16 protein-coding genes are annotated in these 25,912 nt (G+C 55.5%); 11 read left to right on the plus strand and 5 right to left on the minus strand.

The annotated features are described in order from the left end of the window. The first annotated feature begins 148 nt into the window (after positions 1 to 148). The 4 genes from FYC48_RS18590 (at position 149) to treZ (ending at position 6,467) form a co-directional block, all read left to right on the plus strand. Positions 149 to 1,567: a glycoside hydrolase family 5 protein gene (locus FYC48_RS18590; RefSeq protein ID WP_149498289.1), complete on the plus strand. Its 1,419-nt coding sequence runs from the start codon at positions 149 to 151 to the stop codon at positions 1,565 to 1,567. 157 nt (positions 1,568 to 1,724) lie between these two features. Then, positions 1,725 to 3,935, plus strand: coding sequence for a sialate O-acetylesterase (locus tag FYC48_RS18595; protein WP_149498290.1), 2,211 nt, complete (start codon positions 1,725 to 1,727; stop codon positions 3,933 to 3,935). Between the two features lie 205 nt (positions 3,936 to 4,140). After that, entirely contained in the window at positions 4,141 to 4,515 is a 375-nt protein-coding gene (locus tag FYC48_RS18600; protein WP_149498292.1) for a hypothetical protein, read from the plus strand. Between the two features lie 131 nt (positions 4,516 to 4,646). Then, a complete protein-coding gene (gene treZ / locus FYC48_RS18605; protein ID WP_149498293.1) occupies positions 4,647 to 6,467 on the plus strand; it encodes a malto-oligosyltrehalose trehalohydrolase in 1,821 nt (606 codons plus the stop codon). Between the two features lie 135 nt (positions 6,468 to 6,602). On the opposite strand, the gene FYC48_RS18610 is transcribed toward treZ, so the two are convergent. Then, positions 6,603 to 7,001, minus strand: a complete 399-nt coding sequence (locus tag FYC48_RS18610; RefSeq protein ID WP_160149609.1) for an SseB family protein — start codon at positions 6,999 to 7,001, stop codon at positions 6,603 to 6,605. A 360-nt stretch (positions 7,002 to 7,361) separates the two neighbouring features. Between FYC48_RS18610 and FYC48_RS18615 the strand changes: the two genes are divergently transcribed. From FYC48_RS18615 to FYC48_RS18640, 7 genes are all read left to right on the plus strand, one after another. Further along, positions 7,362 to 12,098: a PVC-type heme-binding CxxCH protein gene (locus tag FYC48_RS18615; protein ID WP_149498295.1), complete on the plus strand. Its 4,737-nt coding sequence runs from the start codon at positions 7,362 to 7,364 to the stop codon at positions 12,096 to 12,098. 384 nt (positions 12,099 to 12,482) lie between these two features. Then, positions 12,483 to 12,620 (plus strand): hypothetical protein, encoded by a 138-nt coding sequence (locus tag FYC48_RS27860; RefSeq protein ID WP_160149610.1) that lies wholly within the window; start codon positions 12,483 to 12,485, stop codon positions 12,618 to 12,620. A 259-nt stretch (positions 12,621 to 12,879) separates the two neighbouring features. Continuing rightward, on the plus strand, positions 12,880 to 13,683 hold the full coding sequence (locus FYC48_RS18620; protein WP_149498296.1) for a hypothetical protein: 804 nt from the start codon (positions 12,880 to 12,882) through the stop codon (positions 13,681 to 13,683). A 35-nt stretch (positions 13,684 to 13,718) separates the two neighbouring features. Further along, a complete protein-coding gene (locus FYC48_RS18625; protein WP_149498297.1) occupies positions 13,719 to 14,387 on the plus strand; it encodes a hypothetical protein in 669 nt (222 codons plus the stop codon). A gap of 149 nt (positions 14,388 to 14,536) precedes the next feature. Beyond that, positions 14,537 to 16,750, plus strand: coding sequence for a serine/threonine-protein kinase (locus tag FYC48_RS18630; protein WP_160149611.1), 2,214 nt, complete (start codon positions 14,537 to 14,539; stop codon positions 16,748 to 16,750). After that, positions 16,747 to 17,490, plus strand: coding sequence for a hypothetical protein (locus FYC48_RS18635; protein WP_149498301.1), 744 nt, complete (start codon positions 16,747 to 16,749; stop codon positions 17,488 to 17,490). Before FYC48_RS18630 ends, FYC48_RS18635 begins: the two co-directional genes overlap by 4 nt. Positions 17,491 to 17,669: 179 nt before the next feature. Continuing rightward, a complete protein-coding gene (locus FYC48_RS18640) occupies positions 17,670 to 18,293 on the plus strand; it encodes a response regulator transcription factor (protein ID WP_149498303.1) in 624 nt (207 codons plus the stop codon). Positions 18,294 to 18,512: 219 nt separating this feature from the next. On the opposite strand, the gene FYC48_RS18645 is transcribed toward FYC48_RS18640, so the two are convergent. The 4 genes from FYC48_RS18645 to FYC48_RS18660 all read right to left on the minus strand — a co-directional run bounded on the left by FYC48_RS18645 (position 18,513) and on the right by FYC48_RS18660 (position 25,677). Then, positions 18,513 to 20,648 (minus strand): cytochrome c3 family protein, encoded by a 2,136-nt coding sequence (locus tag FYC48_RS18645; protein ID WP_235034325.1) that lies wholly within the window; start codon positions 20,646 to 20,648, stop codon positions 18,513 to 18,515. 120 nt (positions 20,649 to 20,768) lie between these two features. Beyond that, the gene (locus tag FYC48_RS18650) at positions 20,769 to 23,816 is read right to left on the minus strand and encodes an FG-GAP-like repeat-containing protein (protein WP_149498305.1); all 3,048 of its coding nucleotides are present in this window, start codon (positions 23,814 to 23,816) and stop codon (positions 20,769 to 20,771) included. An 81-nt stretch (positions 23,817 to 23,897) separates the two neighbouring features. Continuing rightward, positions 23,898 to 25,139, minus strand: coding sequence for a DUF1559 domain-containing protein (locus tag FYC48_RS18655; RefSeq protein WP_149498307.1), 1,242 nt, complete (start codon positions 25,137 to 25,139; stop codon positions 23,898 to 23,900). Positions 25,140 to 25,497: 358 nt separating this feature from the next. Next, positions 25,498 to 25,677, minus strand: coding sequence for a hypothetical protein (locus FYC48_RS18660; protein WP_149498309.1), 180 nt, complete (start codon positions 25,675 to 25,677; stop codon positions 25,498 to 25,500). Between the last annotated feature and the right edge of the window lie 235 nt (positions 25,678 to 25,912).

Consider the following 25,912-nt stretch of genomic DNA (forward strand, 5'->3'; position numbering starts at 1 on the left):
TGTCAAAGCGTTGGCGATCGGAGTCAGCCCGTCAAGAGGCGAAACCGTAGCGGTCGGCAACGACGAACGGTGGGAGGGCACCGAGATACAATGGTGCTGTGTTTAGCGGATTGTACGATTCACGATTGATTCCCCGGGCCCGGGTTCTATGAAAACTCCCTCTGTCGTCCTCGCGTCTCTGGCGTTGCTGCTGGCCGCGTTTGTCCCCGATGTTACCGCCCAGGTCGTCTCGCCGATCAAGCTTGGTCGAGGCGTCAACTTTGGAAACATGCTCGAAGCCCCACACGAAGGGGCATGGGGACTGAAGGCCGACGTGGGTTGGTTCAAGAAGGTCAAGGAAGCCGGATTCGATCATGTACGACTGCCGATCAGTTGGGGCTATCACACCGAGAAGTCGCCTCCCTTCAAAATCGAAGAACGCTTTTTTAGCCGAGTCGAAACGTTAGCCAATGCGTGTCTGCGGGCTGATCTGAAATTGTTGATCAACTGCCACCACGATCCCAGCTTGAACGAAGAACCGCTCGCCGACCGAGACCGCTTTTTGGCGATGTGGCATCAAATCTCGGATCGGTTCGCAGATCTGCCCAACGAATCGGTTGCCTTCGAGTTGTTGAACGAGCCACACGGAAAACTCGGCCAAACGCCGGCAACTTGGGATGCCATGGTGGTCGATGCGATCCGCGTGGTACGGCGAACCAACCCACACCGAACGATTGTGATCGGTCCGGTCGACTATAATGCGATCGGTTCACTTCACAAGCTGACGTTGCCGAACGATCCCTTGATCGTCGTCACGGTTCACTACTATCTGCCGTTTGATTTTACACATCAGGGGGCGTCTTGGGTGTCGCCGATGAAGCCGACCGGCGTGGCCTGGGTTCCGGAAAGTTTGATGATCGCCGGCGGTTGGAAAAACGAATCCTGGAATACCAAGATCGAAGGCAGCGAATCGGGGTTGTCGGTGGACTATGAAGCTGGTTGGGCAGGCGTCAAGCTGCGCGCGTCCTCAGATGTGAACGTACCACAAGCGTTTGTAATTCACACCGATCGGTCGATCAAACTAAGGCTCGCGCTCGTCCCCGCCAAACGGTCCTCGGACGACGGTGATGATCCGGAACCGATCTTCGCGAAGGTCATCAAAACCGAAGCGGGGAAGCCAATTCGCGTCGCGCTACCGCAGAGCCTGCCCGGCCAATCGTTTACTACGATCTACCTACAAAGCCAATCAGACCAGCCGACCGCGCCGTTTCGCATCGCCGCCTTGGAGTTGGTTTATGATGGTCGCTCGCAAAGTTTGCTGAGCACGGCTGCCGAGGCGATTCACCATGATTTATCGCGAGCCGCGAACTGGGGAAAACAGTACAAGCGGCGAATTTATCTCGGTGAGTTCGGGGCGTACCAAGCGGGCGACTTGCGATCTCGCGTACGCTGGACCGCGAGCGTTCGTGAGGCCGCAGAATCCCTTGATCTTGACTGGTGTTATTGGGAACTCGCGGCCGGTTTTGGCATCTTCGATCCACAGACAGAAACGTTTCACAAGCCACTCGTCGAGGCTTTAATTCCCTAGGGCTTTGTTCCAGTTCGGTTTTAGAAATTGCCGCATAGCGTACGCCATGGTTTCCGTGAAACTACCGGGGCATGGCGTCATGCGGTGATTGTAAAGAACGAGCTTAAACAACGCACTCAATCCTACCTATTTATCCCCCTACCTGATTAACTGCGTGATGAATCTCTATCTCCGTTCGCAATTGGCGTTTGTCGTGATTGCCATGTTTGGCTTTGCGTTTGACGCCACCGCCGAAGTTCGCTTACCTGGGTTCTTCGGTGATCACATGGTGCTCCAACAAGAAAAGCCGATCCGCATTTGGGGATGGGCCGATCCATCGGAAACCGTCAACGTAACACTGCTCGATTCCTCGGGAACCTTGCCCGATCGTTCGTCGACCGCGACGGCTGATCAATCCGGTTCCTGGAGCGTTGAGCTTGATGCGTTGACTGCGAGCACCAAACCATTAACGCTGACGGTCGCCGCAACGAATCGCATCGAAATCAACGACGTGTTGGTGGGCGAGGTCTGGTTGTGCTCGGGGCAATCCAACATGGAATGGGCCGTTCGGTCGAGCAGCAATGCCGAGCAAGAGATTGCCGCCGCAGATTTCCCGTTGATACGGCACATCAAGTTTGCCCGTCGTCCGTCGAACGATCCACTCGACGATGTTGGTGGTGACTGGCAAACATGCTCACCCGACACGGTCGGTGGTTTCACCGCCTGCGGTTACTTCATGGCTCGGCGCCTGCACGACGAGCTCGACGTGCCGATCGGATTGATCAACTCGTCGTGGGGCGGAACGCGAGTCGAACCGTGGACGCCACCGATCGGTTTCCAACAAGTCGAAGCTCTCGAGGACTTGTATCGGAGCGTTCTCGCAAAGACTCCGGGAACAGACCGATACAAGGAATTGTTGAGCCGGCATCTCGAATCGACGAAGACTTGGCTCGCTAAAGCAGAATCGAGTTTACAAGCGGGGGAACGGGTGACGGCCAGCCCTTCGTTTCCAAATGCTTTGAAGCCGTACACGAGCCACCAGGATCCGACGATGCTCTACAACGGTATGATCCATGCCATCGTCGGCTACCCGATTCGTGGTGCGATCTGGTATCAGGGCGAATCGAATCACAACGAGGGAATGCTGTATTTCGAGAAGAAAAAGGCGTTAATCAACGGATGGCGTGAGCTTTGGAATCAAGGTGATTTTCCGTTCTACTTCGTTCAGATCGCCCCGTACCAATACGGCAACGAAGACAGCACGATCTTGCCGCGATTCTGGGAAGCTCAAGCCGCGGTTCAGTCGCTGCCCAATATCGGAATGGTTGTCATCAACGACATCGCAACGCTAAACGATATCCATCCGCCGAACAAACAGGACGTCGGAGAGCGACTGGCGTTGTGGGCGCTCAAGCATGACTATGGGAAATCAGAGGTCGTCGCGGCAAGTCCTTCGATGAAATCGATGACGATCGAAGGTGATCAAGTAATCATCGAGTTTGAAAATACCGGCGGAACGCTGAAGACACGCGATGGTCAGCCACCGTCTCATTTTGAATTGATTGGCAACGATTCCTATGGCTTTCAAGACGCTACAGCCACGATCGATGGCAATCGTGTTTCGCTTCGTTCCGCTAGCGTTTCTAAGCCGACCGCGTTTCGGTTCGCATGGCACAAACTTGCCGAACCAAACTTGACCGGCGCAACCGGCCTACCCGTCGGTGCATTTCGTGGCGGTGAAGTTCCCGAATTTCCGACCACGGCGGCGATCGAACGTGAGTTCACATTGGTCTATGACTTGAACCTTAAAACGCTTGGTCGCTCGATCAGCTATGACGTCGACAAAAGTGACCAAGTCGGAACTTTCGACCGAGTCGGTTATTTGGTCGAACTGACACCGAGTGAAGGCGAAGGGCAAAAGGTCTTTGTCGCAATGGATGCGTTTACCGATCAAGCCAAACTGCTGGGCGTCCCAACGATCGACTCGGGGGCCGTGTTTCAACAGTCGGTCAGTAATCTGGACGTCTTTTCCAACCAATCGTCGATCACCGGCGGACGCTCGATCGCGACGGGAAACATCGAATTTTGGCCAAGCAACTATGGCCAACGAAACCGGAGTGGTGTCACCGGGGCGTCTAATACAGCGTACGACTTTGGTGACGACCCGGGACCTCCGAACGATGGTTATGGATCGATGCAAGTTCATAATCCGGGTGCGAAACAAACGATCTTCGCGGTCAACAATTGGAAGTCCGGAAAGAATGCGGATCTTGGCATTGGCAATCGCGATGCCGAACACTCCGATTGGACATTCAGCTCCAACGCGTCGAGCTACGCCAAGGCACGACTGCGGGTCTATGTTCGTCCCCGATCAGACGCGGCCGAGTGATCGACCGTTTTAGTCCGGCCGGTCGTCATCCGGCCAGATGTCATTAAATTTTCGCGTTATCGACGCTATTCCAAAAAGATTTTTCGGCAATCGGATAAAGTGAACCTGCTATTTGTGGCAGTCTACTTGTCCATCATCTATATCTAGCTTGCCCCGCGCGGCAATTTCGCTGCGTGGTTTCCGCGACACGTATTTGAGACAAGTAATGGTGCAAAAAAGTTTCTCTCTAGCGCTCGTTGCCGCGTTTGCCTCTCTCACCGTCTACATGCCTGTTCTGGCCGCCGAAGAAAGCGACGAGCCTAAGTACACGATCAAGCAGGTGATGAAGGAAGCGTTCAAGGGACCGCTGGTAAAGAAAGTCGTTGCCGGTGACGCTTCTGATGAAGAAGTCAAGAAGCTTCATGAGATGATGGTTGCGATGACCAAGAATACACCCAAAAAGGGTGACGAAGAAAGCTGGAAAAAGCTGACGACGGCGCTTGTCAAAGCGGCCGAGGCAGTCAAAGAAGATAAAGAAGACGGTGTGGCGATGCTTAAGAAAGCAAGTAACTGCAAAGCATGCCACAGCGAGCACAAGTAGTCTTTGCTAAACAGCGATTTCTTCGTCATTTTCATTTCGGCGCTCGCGTATCGATTCGACACGCGAGCGTTTTTTTGTTTGTTCTTTGCTTGGGTAGGCACTGATTTGATTAGCGGTGATAATCGGCGGTTATGACTAAAATCAACTCTCAATCCGTCATCGATTTTCATCGCCGTCTCGGCTCCACGCCGTCGGGCGACTCCACGACGTTTTGCGTGTGGGCCCCGCACGCTTCGCAGGTCACGATCGACATTGTCGGCGGTCCCACCGGTGTCAGGATGCGGCGGCGTGAAAGCGGATACCACGATGCCGAGGTGGCCGGCGTTGTCGCGGGAGCAAGATATTTCTACCGTGTCGACGGTGGCGACCGACGTCCGGATCCGGCGTCACGGTTTCAGCCCGAGGGCGTTCACGGCCCCAGTGAAGTGATCGACAGCGAGTATCGATGGACCGATCAAAACTGGAAGGGCGTACGGCGGGATGACTTGGTGATCTATGAAGCGCACACCGGCGCGTTCACCGAAGGCGGGACATTTCAATCTGCGATCGATCGCCTGCCGGAGTTGGTCGATCTCGGTGTGACAGCGATCGAGTGGATGCCGGTCGCGGCATCTGCGGGCCGGTGGAATTGGGGGTACGACGGAGTCAACTTCTTTGCGCCTACCGAAGCGTACGGAACGCCCGATGACTTTCGGCGGTTTGTCGATGCAGCGCACGGGGCCGGTTTAGCCGTCCTGTTAGATGTGGTCTACAATCATGTCGGCCCGGAAGGCAACTACCTGAACGAATTCGCCCCGTATTTTTCCAAACGCCATCATACGGTTTGGGGGGAAGCCCCGAACTTTGATGATCCCGAATTTGGTGACGAAGTTCGGCGTTACTTTATCGCCAATTCCATCTATTGGCTGGACGAGTTCCATCTCGATGGACTGCGAGTCGATGCGATTCACTGCATGATGGACGATCGCGAACCACACGTCGTATCGGAGATGGCCCGCGCCGTGGGGCAGTGGTCACAAGCGACAGGCCGTCCGGCGTTGTTGATCGCCGAATCCAATGTGTACGATCCGGACATGCTGGTCGAACAAAGCGACGGTGGTTTGGGCTTTGATGCGATGTGGTGTGACGATTTCTTGCACAGCACCTTCTCCGTGTTGCGTCCCGAAGAGCAACTGACCAATCGTGAATATCGCCCGCAGAGCGACTTGGCCCAAACGCTGCAGTTCGGATATGTCTACGAAGGGACGATGCGGGATCAACCCGAGCGTCGAACGCTTGACAAGCGTGTGGAAACACACGGCATGGTGTACTCGATCCAAAACCATGACTTCATAGGGAACCATCCACTGGGCGAACGACTGCATCGTCTGACATCACACGATGCTCATCGAGCCGCGGTGGCGCTGATGACGTTGTCTCCAGCGATCCCGATGTTCTTCATGGGGGAAGAGTTTGCTTGTGAAGCACCGTTCTGTTTCTTTGTCGATTTCGGCGACGATCACCTGCGGCAAGCGGTCGTCGAAGGTCGCCGAAGAGAATACCCTCAGCATGATTGGGATGCGGGCGTTCTTCCGACCGATGAAGCCGCGTTCACAAGGGCCAAGATCGGTCGCCGAGAAGACGGTCATACCGAGACGTTAAACTGGTACAAGCAGGTAATTCGTTTGCGACGACAGTTTCGCGACTCGGGTTTACTGGTCGACGACTGTCTGGAAGTCGACGTCGATCAAGAACGACAATGTTTCGTTCTTCGTTATCGCAACGCGGCCCAGATTCTGACCGTCGCGGTTCGTCTTTGCAGTGGCGCGATTGACAATGCAATTGCATTTGACGTTGATGGAGACGTGATCGCCAATTCCAAAGGCGGCGATTTTGGCGGCACGCTCGCGCCCAACCAAGCGGTGGTGGTTTTGAAAACGCTCGCCGCGGGCGGTATCGCCGACGACGCATGAAATAGCTAGCCTTAGGCCGGCGGTTCTGAATGGACCGTATTGGCGCTATCCACCGTTGCGTTTCAGTCACGGGGGCAAATACTTGTCGGCCGATCGGTCCGACCCACGTTTCTTATTGGGCCATCGCAATCATGGCTACACTTGCACTTTTTGAACAAGCGCTAGCAGTTCCTGATCGACCACCATTGGGGATTCGGTATCGGGGTTGAGGTACAACCCATGCTCCGGCGGCATGTATTCCAGTAGGGTTTCGCCACCAAGGATGTAACCGCCGATCTCCTCGTCTTCTTCGTATTGATCTCGTCGCAGATCAATGAAGTTGCGGGCGGCCTCATCGCTGGTGAACGCCACCAGCAGATCCATGCCGTCGACTTCGGTGCTGAAGACATTCGCCGCGCCGTCTTCTTCGGAATCGTCCTCATCGTCTGCCACAGCCAACAGAACAAACTCGGCCTGGGCCATCATTTGCCGGACGAGCGCCGCGTCGCGTTTTTCGACGGCATCGACAAATTGGGATTCAAACGACTCGGACATCGGAGTCCTCGGAAAGTTCATTGGAGTGATGGAATAAAATGCGGGCCGGTCGGCGCCATATGCCGCACTTCCGACTCATCGGCAGTTTACAGCAAGTTGCAGTATCTGATGCGGCGTCCCCCCCTACAAGTGCTCGGCCGAGCCAATTTACTTGTGACCGGATAGAAATCGTGTAGCCTATCGGTCGGCTAGCTCTGATTCGACGGTCGCCCGATTCGGCCTTCGTTTGGTACTAATGAGTCCCTCCGCCCCGCTATCGCCCGTTCGCTATCCGGCCCACTCGTCTTCCAGGCGATCGCTAGCTAGCGGTGCGTTAGCGATCCCACCGCCCAGCCCTTCTACATCAACGGTTACCTCGGTATGACACTGCGTCGTCAGCGTTCGCCTCGGCGAATTTCACTCGGCCGTTCGTTCTTGGCCCTCTCAGCCCTCGGCATGTTTCTTTCGCCGCCGGTAATCTTCGCGGCGGACTCGAGCGGTTGGTCAACGAAGCGAATTCATCAGAGTTTCCATGCCGAGGGAGCATCGCGGGGGGACATCGATGGTGATGGGATCGCCGATATAGTGGCCGGTCCGCTGTGGTTTCGCGGACCTGATTTCGATCAACACTTCGAACTCGCACCGCCTCGCGAATTCCCGGTCGAAGTTTATAGCGATCAATTTTTTAGTCACGTCGTCGATGTCAACAACGACGGCGCAAACGATGTCCTCGTGGTCGGCTTTCCCGGTCAAGCGGCGCGTCTGTATCTCAACCCCGGACCCGGAAAGTTGGTCGATGGCTCGGGGGACACGCATTGGCAGATGAGCGAGATCACCGGCGGCGTTGATAACGAGTCGCCTGCGTTCTGCGAAGTGGTCCCCGGGGGACTTCCTGAAATCGTTTGTGGCAACCAAGGTCGTTATGGTTTTTTCCAAGCCGGTGACGACGCGACACAGCCTTGGACGTTCCACGCGGTGACGCGTCCCGGTGCTTGCGGAGGTCGCTTCGCACATGGACTCGGCGCCGGTGATGTCGACGGGGACGGCCATGTCGATTTACTTGACAAGGTCTACTGGTGGAAAAATCCCGGTACCCAAAAATCCGGCACGCAAAAATCCACTGACCCTAAAGGCGACCAGCCCTGGCAGCGGCAAATTTGGAATACCGACCGACTCGGCGGAGGCGGTGCGCAGATCTGTGTTGTCGACGTCGACGGAGACAATGATGCCGACTTGGTCACATCACTAAACGCGCACGGTTGGGGGCTTGCTTGGTTCGAGCAAACCGAACCGGGGCAGTTTGAATATCACAACATCATGGGGCAAGCTTCGACCGAAAACGATTATGGCGTCGCGTTCAGTCAGTTGCACGTCGTCGCCATGGCGGATATCGATGGTGACGGACGTCAAGACATTGTGACCGGAAAACGCTGGATGGCCCATCGCGGTAAAGACGCCGGCGGATTGCAAGAACCGGTTCTGTACTGGTTCCAAAATGTCAAAACCGACTCGGGAATCGAATTCGTTCCCCGCATGATCGATCATGATTCCGGCGTCGGTACGGATGTCTTGGTCGCAGACCTGAATGACGATCAGCGTCCGGACATCGTCTCGTGTAGCAAACGCGGGTTAGCGATTCATACGCAAGTCGACTCGGTGACTGCGTTCGTCCCTGAAAAATGGAATCTTCAAGAAGGACGCGATCAGTCCAAGTATGCCGATGGCTACACGCCGAAAGAGGCGGCCGAGAACATGATGGTTCCCGACGGCTTCGAAGTCGATTTGATCGCGGCCGAACCAGAACTTACCCAGCCCATCGCGATGTGTTTCGACGCGAAAGGCCGACTGTGGGTGATCGAAGGGCATACCTATCCGACCAAGGCGCCCAAAGGTCAAGGCCGCGATCGCGTGGTTGTGTTTTCAGATCAAGACGCCGACGGGTCATTTGAAACTAAGGACACGTTTATCGAAGGCATTAACCTTGCCAGTGGAATCGAAGTCGGGTTCGGTGGTGTTTGGATCGGTGCCGCGCCAGAGCTGCTTTTTATCCCAGATGCCGATCACGACTTGGTCCCCGACGGCGAACCACAGGTCCTACTTGATGGCTGGGGCTATCATGATACCCATGAAACGCTGAACAGTTTTACTTGGGGACCGGACGGATGGCTGTATGGGTGCCACGGTGTGTTCACTCACAGCAACGTCGGTAAACCCGGTGCTACGGATGACCAGCGGCAAAGGCTCAATGCCGGCGTTTGGCGCTATCACCCTACGCGACATCAGTTCGAAGTCTTCGCCCATGGGACCAGTAACCCTTGGGGTGTCGACTACAACGACGAAGGCGATTGGTTTGTCACCGCCTGTGTGATCCCGCATTTGTTCCACATGATCCAAGGGGCACGGTATCAACGCCAAGCCGGGAATCATTTCAACAGCTTTACCTACGACGATATCAAGACGATTGCCGATCACGCGCACTACACCGGCAGCATCGCCAGTCATGCGTTTTGGGGCGATAACAAACGTACCAAGCCGTCGGCCCCGATCGGCACATCGCTGCTCGGCGGAGGCCACGCGCATTGTGGGTTGGCGATTTACAACGGCGGGGTATTCCCGTCGCATTACAACGGCAAATTGTTGTTTCACAATCTGCACGGACACCGTCTCGTTCAAGAATCAGTGGATCGTAACGGCAGTGGTTACATCGGCCGCCATCGTCCGGATTTTGCCCTTGCCAAAGATCATTTAGAAATCGGCGTGGGCGTGATGGTCGGCCCCGATGGAGCAATTTACACGTCGGATTGGCATGACGTTCAAACCTGCCACAACCGAACCGACGAAGTGTGGGACCGCACCGATGGTCGGCTGTTTCGAATCCGCTATGGCGCGGTGCGACCAATCGAGATTGACCTGTGGGCGGCGTCGGACGAATTCCTGGTCGATGCACTCGTTAGTGACAATGGATTTATCGCCCGTCAAGCGATGCGGGTCCTGCAAGAGCGCGCCGCCGCAGGAACTCTGAATGCCGACCACGTCGCAAAGAAACTGCGGCGCGCGTTTTCCATCGCCTCATCACGCCGAGACCGATTGCGAGTCCTTTGGGCGACGCACGCCGCCGGTGTCCTAGGCGAAACTGATCTGCGTCAGATGATGACGCATAGCGACGAATATGTTCGCGGTTGGGCGGTCCATTTTGCCGGCGAAACATATCAAACCAAAGGCACCGCATCAGAATCCAGTTTCAAGTTCGATGCCGAAATCATTCAAGATTCCAGTGTGATCGTGCGGCGCTATCTCGCGAGTATCCTCGAACGTCTGCCCAATGATCGGCGTTGGGATATCGTCGAGACATTGGCTAAGTCCGCGATCGATGCTCATGATCACAATTTGCCGTTGATGGTTTGGTACGGTCTGGAACCGTTGATCGAAGATGATCCCGCACGGGCGCTAACGATCGCAAAGTCCAGCCCACTTCCCAATCTGGCGAGATTTGCGATCCGCCGGATGACGACCACACCTCAAGGTCGCGACGCGCTCGTTGATCGCTTGGCAAAAGATAACAAGCAAGGTGACCAACTGGTGGTGTTGGAGGAACTTAACGCTGCCGCCGAAAGCCGCGCGGGATTCAAAATGCCACAAGGTTGGCCCGATGCCTTCAAAAACTTGGTCAAGTCAGACTCGCCACGTGTCGGTGAACTCGCCTTGTCATTTGCGATGCGAGTCGGCGATGCGAGCGTGTTCCCACGCTTCCGTGCGATCCTCTCCGACCGGTCAGTTGCAGCCGAGAAACGTCTCGAAGCCCTCGCGTCACTGCGGACCGCCAAAGATCGTGATTTGCCGGCGACACTGTTGTCGCTGCTGGACGACCCCGCGGTCAACGAAAAGGTCGTCGCCGCGCTCGCAGATTTTGACACCGAATCGATTCCGGCAAAGCTGCTCGAAGCTCTGCCTCAACTGTCCGAGTCGGCGAAGGTATCCGCCTACAGTACCCTCGTCTCGCGACCTCGATCGGCAACGCAATTCGTCGCCGCGATGGAATCAGGCGAGGTCGATCCTGCGACCATCCCGGCGTTTATCATTCGCCAGGCAATCTCGCTTGGCGATCAATCGATCAATCAACGACTTGAGAAAACTTGGGGAAAGATTGCCCAGTCGAGTGAAGAGATGGAAGCGGAGTACAGCAAATATCGTGCAATGCTAAAGCCTGCCGCGATCGCATCGGCGAGTGCGTCACGCGGACGTGTACTTTACGAAGCCAATTGCGGAAAGTGTCACAAGCTGTTTGGGGTCGGTGGTGACATCGGTCCGGACATCACGGGAGCCAACCGCAGCAAACTCGACTACCTGCTCGAAAACATTCTCGAACCGAATGCCTTGATCGGTAAAGCCTATCAAGTGCAAAACTTCTTGCTTGGTGATGGCCGTGTGGTCAGTGGCGTCGTCAAATCAGAGAACGACGATGCCGTCACCGTTCAAACGGCAACCGAGGTCGTTATCATTTCGCAAGACGACATTGAACAGGACAAGCTGTCAAACGTATCGCTAATGCCATCGGGGCAACTGCAGCCGATGACGCCGGGACAAGTCCGCGATTTGTTCAAGTACCTCATGTCACCGACCCAGGTTGGCTTGCCCGGCGCAATGGACGCGTCATCGCGTGTCGTCGGCCCGGCCGGCAGCATTGTGATCGAAGGCGAGATGCTTTCCGATACCGAAGTCACCGCCGGCAGCACTCGGCCGCAGCCGATGAGCGGATTTGGAAAGGACTGGTCCGGAAACGAGCAGCTTTGGTGGACCGGCGGCAAAGTCGGGGCGACGTTGACGACGGAGTTGCCATTGGCAACCGAAGGCAGCTTCGACATCGAATTGCGTCTAACGAAGGCAAAGGATTATGCAATCATCAAGGCAGAATTGACCGACTCGAAAGGCAAGAAGGCCATCAAGGAAATCGACCTGTATTCACCCAACGTCAGTTTGGCGGAATCGGTGCGTTGGAAAAGTGTCGTGATCGACGGAAAAAATCCGGCAAAATTGCGACTGACGATTTCCGGGGCAAACGCCAAGGCGATCCGTTCGTATATGTGCGGCATTGACTACATCATGGCGTCTCCCCAGTAGCGCTGGCAATCGCGGCGTTGGTGACTGTGGCAGTATCGGCTGCTCCAGGTAACGCCGTAGGAATACCAAGCGGGGGGGCGGCCGAAACCGATCGTTGGGATCGTGATCCGAAAAAATCGTGGCCAACGTGCGGATTCGACTCGCCGATGACGCTTGCTAAGATGACGGGCACGTGGAAGCGAAACATTGCTTCCACGGCTCTTCATTTTTTTCCATTCGTCGCGGGTTCCGAGAAGGAGCTTTTGTACGTCATCATTTCACCTCCGCGACGGGACATTTCCTTCGTTTTTGCAGAGGATTGATTCTGTGATCGCAGAAAAAACAGTCCAAATCACTTCCGATCGGCCAACCAGGACGGGCGACACGGACACCGATCGGCCAAGCATGGCGGTCCAGACTCCTGAAACCAGCCCGTCGGAGGCTGAATGGCTGGAGTCCTTGGCCGCCGACATTCGCCGTGATGCGAAAGATCAGGCGCTGTTCTATCTGGTCCGTAGCAATACCGGGTACGACGGCGAATAAAGTCGCTTGCCCGAAAAACCAAACGCAAAACGCAATCGAGTCCACCGGCTCGGTTGCGTTTTTTTGTGCTTCATCGACTCATTGAGTCGGCGGTTGTTTTCTTGTCACTAAACAGATGTCACCCCACGGAGGCAGGCGATCGCTTTAAAAAATTTTCTTAGGACGCCCCAAGAACGGGAATTTCGAGCCGAACAACTGGGTGAATCGAGCCATGACACCCTCGGCTCCTGTCCTACGACACATTTGGGGAACCCAATTCATGTTGAAAAAAGCCATCGTCGCCGGCGGCGCCGTCGCACTGTTGTCCAGTTTGGCAGTCGGTGTACCGCTGGCAAGCTACACGAAGTGTGGCGTGAGTTACTTGAAGGAATCAGCCAGTGAAGCGGTACCACTGGAGTGGAAGATCAAGCAAGCACGGCAGATGATTGCCGACTTGAAACCCGAGATCACCAAAAATGCGAAACGAATCGCGACCGAAAAAATTGAAGTTGTGCGATTGCAAAAAGAGTTTGAAGAAACACAAACGAAGCTTGTCAAAGCTCAGTCGGACATTGAACGCTTGACCGACGATTTGCGAGGCGGCGACCAACACTTTGTCTACGCCGGACGAAGCTATTCGTCTAACCAAGTGAAGGAAGATCTTAAGAATCGATTCAAACGATTTAAAACTCGCCGCGCGACTGCGGACAAACTGCAGCAGATGCTTTCCGCTCGCGAGTCTTCGCTGGCGTCCGCCGAAACTCGGATGGAGGAAATGCTGAACGCGAAGCGGCAATTGGAAGTTGAAATCGAGAACTTGCAGGCTCGCGTCGGGGCATTGCGTGTCGCCCAGACGGCGAGTGACTTGAACTTGGATGACAGTCACCTATCGCAAACGCGTCGGTTGCTGGACGAAATTGCGACCGATATTGACGTCAAAGAAGAAACCATGCGAGTCGATGTCGAGTACTTCGGTGGGATCGACTTGGATGAGCCCAGTGACGAGCACTTGCTCGATGACATCGCGACCTACTTCGGTGACCAAGAACAGTCGTCGGAACTGGTTTCGATCCAAGTCGACTGATCCGCCCTTTGCGTCTCCCTTCCCAATAGTACTTGATGAATTCAATGATCCGTCCGACCGAGTCTTCACCGCGAACCGACGCTTGGCGTCTATGGATTGATCGCTGCGGTGGATACGCCGTGTTCGCGGCGGATCAATTGACGATCGGCGGCGTTCGCCAGCAGGGGAACTCGGCCGAGGTCGCGGTACAAACGGATTGGCGGCGAATCGAAGGGACATTGATCCGCCACGGCGGAGATTACTTCTGGGGGCCGGTACCCGAATCACGGGCACCGGCGGCGGCAAACGCGACGGGCGATGCTTCACGAACGCCATTGGGAGTGGGGCGACAATTGTTGGCCGATGGAAGCCGGTTGCCGATTGATGGCGCCGCATCGCTGCGGATTCGAAAACCGTCGGTATTGTCCGCGTCAGCCGTGCTGGAACTCGACCCGCCGCATCGGTTTGCAGACCACGTGGACCAGATCTTGATTGCCGAAAAGACGTTGCTGATTGGGCCGACGGCTGCCAACCACATCCGCTGTGCCAGCTTGGACGTTTCGGCGGTCTTGGTGATCCGCGACGGGATGTGGAAGGCGAAGCTGAACCGAACAAGCGAACCATCGCGTTTTCTCGCGTCGGAAACGCCGCGCGAATTAGTGGACCTGATTCCTGGCCGGCGTGTCTCGCTCGGGCCTTTGGACATGATGTTGGAAGAAGTATGAACTCGCTCGCACCAGAACCTCGTACAGATTCCTGCGGTCCGCGCCACGCGAAAGGACGCAGCGTTCCGGGATATCCGGCTTCGGAAACTCAGTCGGCGAAACTGTCCGGGGACGGCCCGGGGCGTCGCGAAAAGTGCTGTTTTCGAAAAATGAACCTGTTTGAGGCTGTTTTTGGGTCTCTTAAACCGAACAAAAGTCCGCTCGTTCAGATCGGATCGGCGCAGAGTTCAAAGCAAACGCGTGACGGCGGCGCGATCAACGATAAAATGGAGCTCGCCGAAACTTCGGCAGGGCAAGCGGCGGGAACGTTCCCCCCGAGAGTCACTGCCGGGAAATCGGCCACCAGCTCTTCCAGCGCATCGAAATCTATGTCCTTCACGTTTCCACCGGGTGCACAACCGCTTTCGCCGTATACCATTCGGCGCGGGGTCGGTGTCGGCGGATTCGGTGAAGTCTACTTTGCCGTCAGCGAGGCTGGCAAAGAGGTTGCGCTCAAGCGAATTCAACGTAACCTGGAAGTCGAGTTGCGAGGGGTGTCGCAATGTCTAAATCTAAAGCACCCCAATTTAGTTTCCTTATATGACATCTGCCGCGACGGTGACGGTGGCTCTTGGGTAGTGATGGAATATGTCGCGGGGAACAATCTCCGCGAAGTACTCGATCAAAACCCGGCTGGCTTGCCCGAATCAGACGCACGTCAATGGTTTGCGGGGATCGCCGCCGGGGTTTCGCACTTGCATGGCGCCGGGCTCGTCCACCGCGATCTCAAGCCGGGCAATGTTTTTGACGACCTGGGAATCGTCAAGGTCGGCGACTACGGCCTCAGCAAATACATCAGCGCGTCTCAACGCGGCGGACATACCGAAAGTGTGGGCACGTTCCACTACATGGCACCCGAAATTGGACGTGGGCAATACGGGCGAGAGATCGATATTTATGCGCTCGGAATCATCTTGTATGAGTTATTGACCGGACGAGTCCCCTTTGACGGTGAAAGTTGTCACGAGATCATCGTCAAGCACCTGACGGCGCTGCCAGATCTTTCCGCAGTGGCGTCGCCTTATCGTGAAGTCATCGCCTCGGCTTTGGACAAAGACCCCACCAAACGGCCCGCGACGGTTGCCGATCTGATTCGTCCACTTGAAATCGGTGCGCCCAGCGCTGCCGTTCTACCCGGCCTTCACCCCAATCAAGTCAACGGCGTGGATACCGCGAAGACAACCGCTCAAACGAAGGGGGCAGTCAAAGCCAAGTCTCAGCTTCACGAGCCGGTTGCCACAGTCGCCGCCACATCTGTCACAAGGCCTCCTTACGAGCGGCCCGGTGAAGAACCGTTGCTCCGTGCGATCCGCAAAACAACGTACGACTTAGGGCTGTGGTGGCAGTCACTCGAGCAATCGCCTCGTTCACGGTTTTGGATCGGAGCATTTGTAGCGTTCATCCTGTTTGTCAACACCAGTTGGTTGTTACCGGTGTTGTCCGTCCTTGCGGCGATTTATGTTCCGTACTACATCATCCGCCAGATGGTGCTGCACACCAACGAGCAGCCCAGTTATGCACGTGCCCATCAGCTCGCGTCGCTTTCGGCAAAGCCCAAACGACCAAAAAGCAAGCATGAATGGAAGACCGAGGTTCGCAATACGTTGCGTGCGAAGCACAACCTCGTGCGTTTGGCGGAGTTGAATACGTCTTGGTTGGCATCGTCTTTGACGGTGCTTGCGATGGCTGTCGTCGCTGGGGTCATTGGCCTTCGCAGTGGGGACGTGACAGCGATCGAACTCGCCCCGTTCTTTTGGATGGCTTTGGTCGTCCTCGTCGGGGCCCAAGGCATTTTATTGTTGGGCAAGTTATGGGAACGCGACGAAGGCGAAGGCCTACCACGCCGCTTGGTGCTCGCCGGGATCGGGGCACTGGTCGGTTGGTGGGCGTATTCACTGACCGATTTCTTTTTGTTGTCCACGATGCCGGCGCAAAGCGATTGGCTACAAGGTGACCTTCCTCAAGCGCTTTATCATGAAAACGGAACCGTCCGGGCATCCGGGATGATGGCGCACTTTGCGTTGTTGTTCGGGGGCATCCGATGGTGGAAAACCGTTGATCCTTTGCGCCGCACGCGTCTAAGTTTATGGGCCGTCGCGGTCACCTGCGTTGCCGCCTGGGGCGTCCATCAATTGCTGCCCATCCCGCAGCCGATCGGATTATTGGTCGCAGGAGGTTTGGCGATTGCCACGCAGATGTCCGCCCCATGGATCAACCCGCGTTCCTACGAAACCGAAATCGCACGTTTCTCAGATCGGCAAACCGGCCGCCGGAAACGTGACACTCGGGCCAATGACTCGCTTGCCATGGAGGTGAATTCATGAGGCAGTTATTTCCCGCCATGACCGCAGTCGCCGTTGTCGCCTTGGTCGCGAGTGTCGGCTATGCGGAAGTGGTTCAAGCCGACAAAGCGGAAGGAACGTTGGCGATCACCGAAACACCGAGCACACCGACTGAGGACACCGAAACACCGGGTGCAGGAAACGAGGTGAAAGCGAACCTAGACGAAGAAAAAGAAACCGCGCGAAAGTCTGGCGTAAACGATTCGCAAGATGAATCCGACGGCAAACACAGCAGTTCGTCGCCCTTGTCAGTGGCCCCGATGACCCACGTGACGTATCCCGACGATTGGCCGCAGTGGGCCGACGCCGAACCGAGCCTTTCCGGTAGCGTTCATACTTGGCCGGTCAGCACCGGGGGCTGTAAATCAATCGAACAGTGCGAAGAGAAACTGGTCGCGCTGCTGCGTGCCAATGTCGCACTTTACATCAAAGAATCGACCGGCTGGATCTCCGACGGCTCGTTCCTAAGTGACCAATGGATCGACGACGAACTGATCGTTCGACGTTACGTGGGCAAGATTGTCAAGGGCGACGAAGAGCTTCACGAAATTGCGGTCGAACTGGAGTTTGACAGCGAAGTTCGGGCGAAAATTAAGCGGGCGATGAATAACGATCAACTGGAAGATCGGCTCCGTGCGAGTAGCGGATTGTTTGTCATTGCCCTGATAGGGCTATGTTGCAGCGGTGGTTTGCTGGGCGTGATCAGCCGCCGGTTCGCGTAGCGCGACTCCGCCCGCGTCGACCTGTGGTGACGCTAGGAATTCTATAAATCAACGCGTTCAAACGTGGGGTGGGATGGTGACGATCGATCTGTGACCTACAATGAGGCGTTGACGCCCGCGAGCTGGTCCGGTTGAAGAGACGTACGCGAATCAATCCACTGACCACCACCGAAGTAGAAATGATGACAGACGATTCCGCCCCGGTTTACACGGCCGCCGATGTCGGTGCCGACAGCATCCTTCTTGTCGACGATACCGTGATCTTGCGGGATCGGTTGGCGATGGCCATGCGGCAACGCGGTTTTCTGGTGCAAACCGCGGGAAGTTATGACGAAGCAGTCGAAGTGTTCCATCACTCGCCAACCGACTTGGCCGTGTTGGATCTGCGAATGCCCGGACGGTCCGGATTGGATTTGTTGCGAAAATTGCTGCAGCTGAGTCCAAACACACGCATTATCATGCTTAGCGGATTCGGCAGTATCCCCGCCTCGATTGACGCCGTTCGAGCCGGTGCGGTGAATTTTTTGAGCAAACCTGCTGATGCAGACGACATTCTGGCCGCAATTACGCGGGGCGATGATCCCACCGTCCCGACCGGTGAAGTCAGTTTCCCGGCTCCTTCGTTGGCACGAAACGAATGGGAGCACATTCATCGCGTGCTCTCAGACTGCGGGGGAAACATTAGTGAAGCGGCACGTCGTTTAGGCATTCACCGTCGCTCGCTGCAGCGGAAACTTCGTAAACGGGCTCCAGAAGATCCGGCTAGCCCCGAGGTAATCGAAAACGACCCGACGGCACAGTAGGCTGTAGAATCAGTGGCGTTGATGCAGACCTTCGGTAGCTATCGAGACGCACCCGCCGTCGGTTGCCAATCGATCGGTCATGATGGCTTAATGTGTGGCTAGGGCCAATGTTTGGAAGTGGCTCATAATCCGACCGGTGTTGGCTGCGGTTAATTCACCGAAACCGTGGCCGACGCCATTCGACTGCTCCTAGTTTCATCGCTTGACGAAACATCAAGATCATTCGCTAAGGCTGACCGGAGTGTGATCACGTTGATCGATCAAGGCTCGAAGTTGATCGACTGCGATCCCTTCTTCACCGAGGATCAACAGCTCGGGGCGTTGGATTTCTTTCGAACGCTTGCGTTGTAGCCAGCTTTGTAATAACTGCAGTGCTTTGAGTTGGCGTTCGTCCGAGGTGCTTGACGTTACCACGTCGAAGGTAAAGTCTGCCCCTCCCGGCAACGATTGAATCGAGCGTCGCGCGATCAATCGAATTGCTTCGTAGTCATCGTCGACAAGGGCGGTCAAGAATGGCAATTGCCACTCGTTACCCGAAGCGATCTGGGCATGTTCCCAACCCATATGCCAAGCGGCAATCGCCCGCTGGCCGGCGTCCGAACGCGTCAGCCAAATGATCGAAGCGGCGATCGATGATTCGACCGGGTCAAGCGTTGGTGGTTCGATGTCGTACCACTGATCTAAGTGATCGGCCGACCAGGCTAACGTTTGGTCGAGGTGGCACAAATTGCAGGCGTTGGGACGTTTCGCGGCATGGTCTTTCCCAACATCGGGGCTGCTGATTTGGTGGCTACGAATCGCTTTCAACAATCCGTACGTCGTGTGGGGCATGTGGCAATTATAGCAATTCGAACCAACCGATTCGGGGGCATGGTGAGTGTGCGTTGTTCCGTATTGCTGCGAGTCATGACACTGCGTGCATGCATCGTTGGCCAACGCTTTTTCGCTCAGTTGATCGTTGGCCCATTCCTTGATGGGACGCGTGTCGGACGCGTCTTGATGAAGATCGTGGCACGACAGGCAAGTCATTTCGCCGTTGAGGTAGCAAGGTGAATCGATCAAACCATTGTATTCACGGCCACTGACACGGATCATTCCGTCTGGATAGTACGTTTCGTTGAGTAGGGTATCCAAGTCGGGATAGTTCAGTGTCTTTCGTGTTCGTTCGAATTCGGGTGAATCGCGATGCCACACGCTATGCGTTTCGGTTAGATCTTTGCCGGGCCGGTATTGGTGTCCGTGTTCTTGAAACTGTAAGTCCATTCGTTTGGGATCGATGACCGAGTGGCACTGGCCACAGACTTGACCCGACCGAACTTTCGAAAGGTTGGCCGGGTTGACGATCGGATCCTTAGCGAGACGATTTGCCGATCCTTCATCTTCGAGCGATCGAGACGGTTGAGCGTGAAAGGCAAGGTGGTCGGCGCCGGGGCCGTGGCAAGCCTCGCACGAAATCCCGAATTCGCCGACATGTGTGTCCCATTGTCCGGAAGCAAGACGTCGCCCCTTTCGCTGTGTCGAATGGCACCCGCTACAGACATCGTTCCAGCGGCCCATTTCGAATGACGAATCGATTCCCGGTGGCACCAAGAACGCAGATTGCCGGGGAATCCATTCTCCCGTTTCGTTTAGGTGGATCAATGGGAACATGCCAACCAAGCGTTGTTCGCCGGTCGCGAACCAATAGACTTGCATGTGATGCGAGCCTGTGGTCATTACGACCGGTGCATCGATCAGCTTGCTTGGGTCTTCAGGGTCCGTTGTTACGACCGAACACACCCCGTCTTTCATCTGCATCTTGTACTGATGTCCAAGGTTGGTGATCGACACATCATCGAAGTCACCTAGCACGATCTCGGGATCGGCGACTTGAGTCATCGTGCTGTGATACGACGCTGCCCAAGTCGCATGATTGTTGGGGTGGCAGTCGACGCACGCGTCAGAACCCACGAACCCGTCTGTCGGAACTTCGATCGGTCGGAACACTTCCAGTTTGGCTAGCGTGACGTCCGGTGTATCGTCACTTGGTTGTTCCCCGGCACTGGCAGGCGGCACGGTCGTTCTCGCAGCGTTTGGCCGAGGCGACACGGTTTGATCGGGCGACGAATTCGAGCGTTCGCCTTGCCGTATCGTTTCGCTACTCCTCAATTCGCCGACCTTCGATGGGGCACTCTCTGGCGGATCAGATAAACTTTGCTCGGCGATCGGATTCACCTCACGCGGCATCAAGACGGCAAGGGCGGCAAGGCAGAGCACAGAGGCAGAGAGAAACATGACTCCACTGCGGAATCGAATTCCTAAAAAAACGCATACTGCCACGGCGAGGATCGCGATCGCAATGAACCAAGTTGCCATGGGAATGTTGACCTCGATGCAAATGATTCGAAGAAAAGGAGAGGTTTGACGAGGAGCGGGAGTTGATCTTGGTGGCCGCGATCGATGTGACCTCTTGAGGTTGTCCTCAAGATATCCTGTTCACCGCGGCCACAGTTCCGACTGGTTCTCAATGACCAGCATTCGCTGGGAGGGAGCAATGTTCGTAAACACTTGCCGTTGTCCGCTCGGCCAATCAACGACCAATTTGTCGATGACGTCCGCTTGGTGGATGCCGATGTGAATGACCGCTTCATTTTTACCAAGGTAACCATCGCCGGTCTGAGCCCAAGCAACGTGCCGCTTTCGACCGGCGGTCAATTCTATTCTGGTTCCGATCGCGTCACGTTCCGACTTCGTCCCGATCAACTCAAGCATGATCGCTTGTCCGGTTGACTCGGTTTGGTTTTCGAGCAAGACGAAATCATCCACTAAATCAGTGATGGCAAGATCTAACCGACCGTCTTGATTGTGATCAAGGGTGACGACGCATCGACCGAGATGTTCTGCTTGGAAATAGTCATCGGATCCCTCGACGTCGATCGGATGGAAATGATTGTCCCGCCGCGCCAATATTTGGGTGGGCATTCGGAATGGTTTTCCTTTTTGGCGAAGGTCTTCGATGTGTCCATTGGCAATCACAAGGTCAAGACTACCGTTGTGGTCGTAATCGAATGCTTGGGTGCCAAAGCCCACCATCGGAACGGTTGCTTGGTCGAGCCCGAAGGCGATCGCCTGGTCGACAAACAACTCGTTGTCTTGTTGTAGATATAGATTCGAGCATTCGCCATTGAAATTTGTGATGTGCAAGTCGACGTGTCCGTTGCCATCGAAATCTGCGGCAGCGACTCCCATGCACGCCATCGGTTTGCCCCCGGTGCCAAAAGCGACGCCGCGTTGCACGGCAATCTCCGACCAAGTCGGATTTTGATCACTTGAATTCAGTTTCCACAAATGGTTTGGGTTTTGATCGTTGGCAACAAACACTTCGTTGGTTCGATCACCGTCCAGGTCCGTGATCAAAAGCCCTAAGCCGGTGCTGGCATCGGCCTCTGGGCGGCCCAGGGTCTGACGCTTCACCGTTCCATCGGATTGATGGACGCAGACTTTGGCGTTAGCAGGGCGAAAATGTTTTGGGCCGGGAAGCTTGATGGGCTCGCCAGAGGGATGATATTGAATTTCGTTGAAGACCGATGGGTCGTCGACATACTCGACTTCGCAAAGATCTGGCAACCCGTCGCCTGTTAGATCGGCGATTCCGATAGCCATGGTTACACTCGCTTGGTTCCAGTTTTCGGGTAACCTTGCGTCGTCAATCTCACGAAATGTTCCGTCGCCTTGATTGACCAAGATCCGATTGGTGCCGACGTTGCCAACGACAAGATCGATCATTCCGTCTTGGTTCCAGTCCCCAGCGGTGACGCCATGGGTGTATTGATTGTCCTCGCAATGCGCCGTCTTGCTGACCTCGATGAAGGACTGGTTACCGACGACAGTTTGGTCGTAAAGGTTTCGATACAACGAGTTCGAATGCAGGCTGACTCCGTGCGGCGGATCGCTACCGGCTTGGCCGAGATACAAATCGACTTTTCCGTCAAGGTCATAGTCCAGCGCCGCGACACCACTTCCGAGTGCTTCGAAAAGACGGAACTCCTTTTCGATCCGTTCGGGCCGATTGAAGTGTCGCATCGTGATGCCAGACCGTTTGGCGATATCGACAAACCTTGGCCGAAGCGGTATCGGATGGCTTGTTGGATTCCTTGACACCCTCGTTTCAGCAGGATCAGATTGGCGAGTCAACTCTCGGAGTCGCCGCTCTAACAGCTTCAGATCGACCGTGGCTGCAATCGTTTCCAGGGGAGGTAAGCTCCAATGGTTCGGATGACGCAACAACTGTTGTTTGTGTTTGGCCAAGACCGCGAGTTGGCGTGCTGTCGGCGCCGTCGCCTGAATCACGGTTTCTTGCCAAGCGATTGCTTCGACCGGTCGTCCAAGCGTCTTCATGACTCGTCCCATCTCGCGAGCGAGGTAGGGATTGGGGGGGCCACCGGATCCCATTTTGTAGGCCAATGCCTGGGACTCGTTAATCGACTTTTGATAGTCGCGAAGTTGATCTGCTTTGGTTTGTTTCTGCTGGGTGGTCAGGGCTTGGGTGAGCGCGGTTGCCGCTTCCATGGAGCCGGGCTCGCGACGCAACGCCTCGTAAAAGCAGCCGACAGAAGAAGGATCGTTTTGCTGTTCAAGCAAGCTTCCGATCGCGAGCCAGTAAGCGGGGTATCGCCGGAGTGACTGCGATGGTTCGGATGCCCATTGCCGAAGTGCATCGAAATCTTGGTTGAGCACCAGCAAGTAACCTTGCATCGCGACGGCAGCGGGGTGGCGTCGCTTCGTGAGTAGTTCGCTACGTTCAAGAACTAGTCTAGCTTCTCTGACATCGCCATTGGCTCGGAGGGCCGCGACAACATTGAGCACGCCGTTTTGTTTGACCGTTTGCGGGTCATCGATGTTGGGCTTTTCGCTGAATTGAACCCAAGTCAGCATCGGGTTGACCAGCGCGATCAGTTCGCGAAGCGTAAGTATCGATCGAGCAGCTAAGTAGCGCAACTGTTCGTTGGCGTCGAAACGAAATCCTTGTTCGTTAAGCATCCCGGCATACAATCGCCGTGCGACCAGATGGTCCGGGGCGCGTTTGACCGCGTCGGCTAACGTCTCGATCGCTTCCAGCGGCTCGGTGGAAAACAAAAGTTCTGCTGCCTGCATTCGAAATGCGATTTCATTGGAATCGTTGTCAGAAAGCTCATTTTTTGTGGCTTCGTCGGCAGCCATTGTGAGAAGGATCTCGGCGGCTTCCTTGAATTTGGATTGCCGTACGTTGATCCGAACAAGCAATTGGCGTGCTTGTTGGTGATCCGGCTGACGCAGCATCAATTGCCGAACCACTTGCTCTGCGGCCTCCAAGTCTCCACGCTCAAACGCTTGTTCGGCGGATTTGATTGGGGCAGCATCAGTTTGGGTGGCAACGTTTGCTTGGGTGGCAGCATTCGGGGCGGGCGAAGACGCAAAATTGTCTTGGGAATCGCGTCCACATCCACCAAGTGCAATAGGTAGCAGGACAGCGAAATAGCTGATGCAACGTAAGGCGAGTCGCATGTTGTTCTCTTAAAACAAAAAACCCTGCGTGCCGGTATCGACACGCAGGGCATCCTAATCGATATCTGGGCGTACCCGAGATTACTGGTTCAACGCTTCTTCAACAACTTCGTTGCTGGCACGAGTTCCCAAAGCACCCCACAAACCATAGGGGCTCTTCGAACCTGGCGACGAACCTGGGTAAGCCGCATTGGTTCCGCCGTGGTTTTGAACCACGGGGTGACGTGGGTCACCGGCTTCGACCGAATCGGTCATGAAGATCACCGCACCATCGCCCATCAGGACGTGTGCCCCACCTTGGTGACGGCTACTTGGCGGTTCAACACCGGTGTCGAAGTCGCCGCCGCCGCCCATACAAACCTCGCGGTTTGGAGGCAGGATGGTGGTGATACTGGTGTAAACGGGAACCGAGTCACACCAGCGGTAACCACGTTTCCAGTTGTTATTGCGTAGACCCGGATTGGTGTTTCCGACCGATTCGTCCCAGAAGCGTGGTCGTTCGGGATCGATCAAGCCAGCGTCCGCACAAGCACTTGGGCCGGCAGCACCATCGCGCCCGTGAATCGTGTTCCAACCGATTCCATAGTACGGATCGGTACGGATGTCGCGGTCACCAAGGCTGTTGGCGATCTCGCCGGCAGCGATCGTGTTGGACAAGCCGTCAAGGACGTCACGGAACTTCATGTAACGGCGGTTGTAAAAGAACCCGCGGTTACTGGCATTCGCACTGTTGATGTGACCCTGGTTCCAGGTGCCGCCTTGCCAGCGCCAGAACCCGTGGTTCACCCAGTCAGTCGAATCACCAATGTTTGCGGCGTAATTCGTACGCGCCATTCCCGGAGGCGGGATGCTTGGATCAGAAGGGCAACGAAGCGTTGGAATTTGAGTCATCCAAGGTTCGTAGTTGGTTGCCCAGGGACGCGGCCCGTTGGCGGAGAAGTCCAACGTACCGTCGCCGTCGCGGTCGTATGCCGAACGGATCTTGTCCCACAAGCCTTGTTGCTCCATGAACGACGTCAGCGGCACCAACCAGCTCAATCGGCGGCGGTTGTTGTCGGTGAAGTCAGTTCCGCCCGGATTACCGTTGCTGGTTTCGTGGAATGTACCGCCAGCTTGGGCCGGTAGGTTCTTAAATGCGGAATGATAATTGTGCAATGCCAAGCCAATTTGCTTGAAATTATTGCTGCAGCTCATGCGACGAGCCGCTTCGCGAGCAGCCTGAACGGCGGGTAGCAACAACCCCACCAGGATGCCAATGATCGCGATCACGACCAGCAGCTCCACAAGCGTGAAACCGGCGGTCTGTTTGCGTGTTCCCTTCATACACAGAACTCCAAAAGACGAGATGAAAAAGTGCGAGGGCAAATAACCCTCCCTACACATCATCCTATCGAAATTTCGTGGCACGTTAACGACAACTGAGCATTAGAAACTTGAAAAATGTGCAAAAACATGAGAACCCGCTCTTAGGGGTGGTGTTCGGCGGTTCAGCGAAGCAGCTTGCGTCCGTGCGAAAGCGACACCGTTTGTGTTTGATCTGACATTTCACGAAAAAACCCACCAGCATGGGGGTGCTGGTGGGTTGGTGATTGGATCGACGGAATTATCGCTCGATCGGTCTGCTTCGCCGGATGGTTGACCCACAGGACGGCGAATGCAACTGCGCTCTTTTTTGGAGAGCTTAGTTTTGCGAAGCGTCGTCAGCGTTTTCGCCGTACGATTCTTGCTCGTACGCTTCTTCAGCGGCCGCGTCCATTTCTGGGTCCTGCGGGACAACGTTGGTTTCGTTACCGCCGCATCCTGCGATAGCGAGGGGTGCGAGCATGACGGCCAAGGCAAAAACGAACTTCAGTTTGGACATTTAAGTCTCCAAGAAATCAAAAACAGTGATACCGAAGGATTTAGCAGAACACATCAAACATGACGATGCAATGTGGCATCCGGTTTTCGCAATCCTGCAAACCCGTGAAGTTTTAGGAACAATTACAATGAACTCAAGGCGCGCCGCTGACACCGATCCGTCGTGTTAGCTCCCTTCCTTCCAGCGTTGTCTTGATGTGACGCGTTCCGCATTTCCATCGTGTGTACCGCTTCGG

Source organism: Roseiconus lacunae (genome assembly GCF_008312935.1).
GTDB lineage: Bacteria > Planctomycetota > Planctomycetia > Pirellulales > Pirellulaceae > Stieleria > Stieleria lacunae.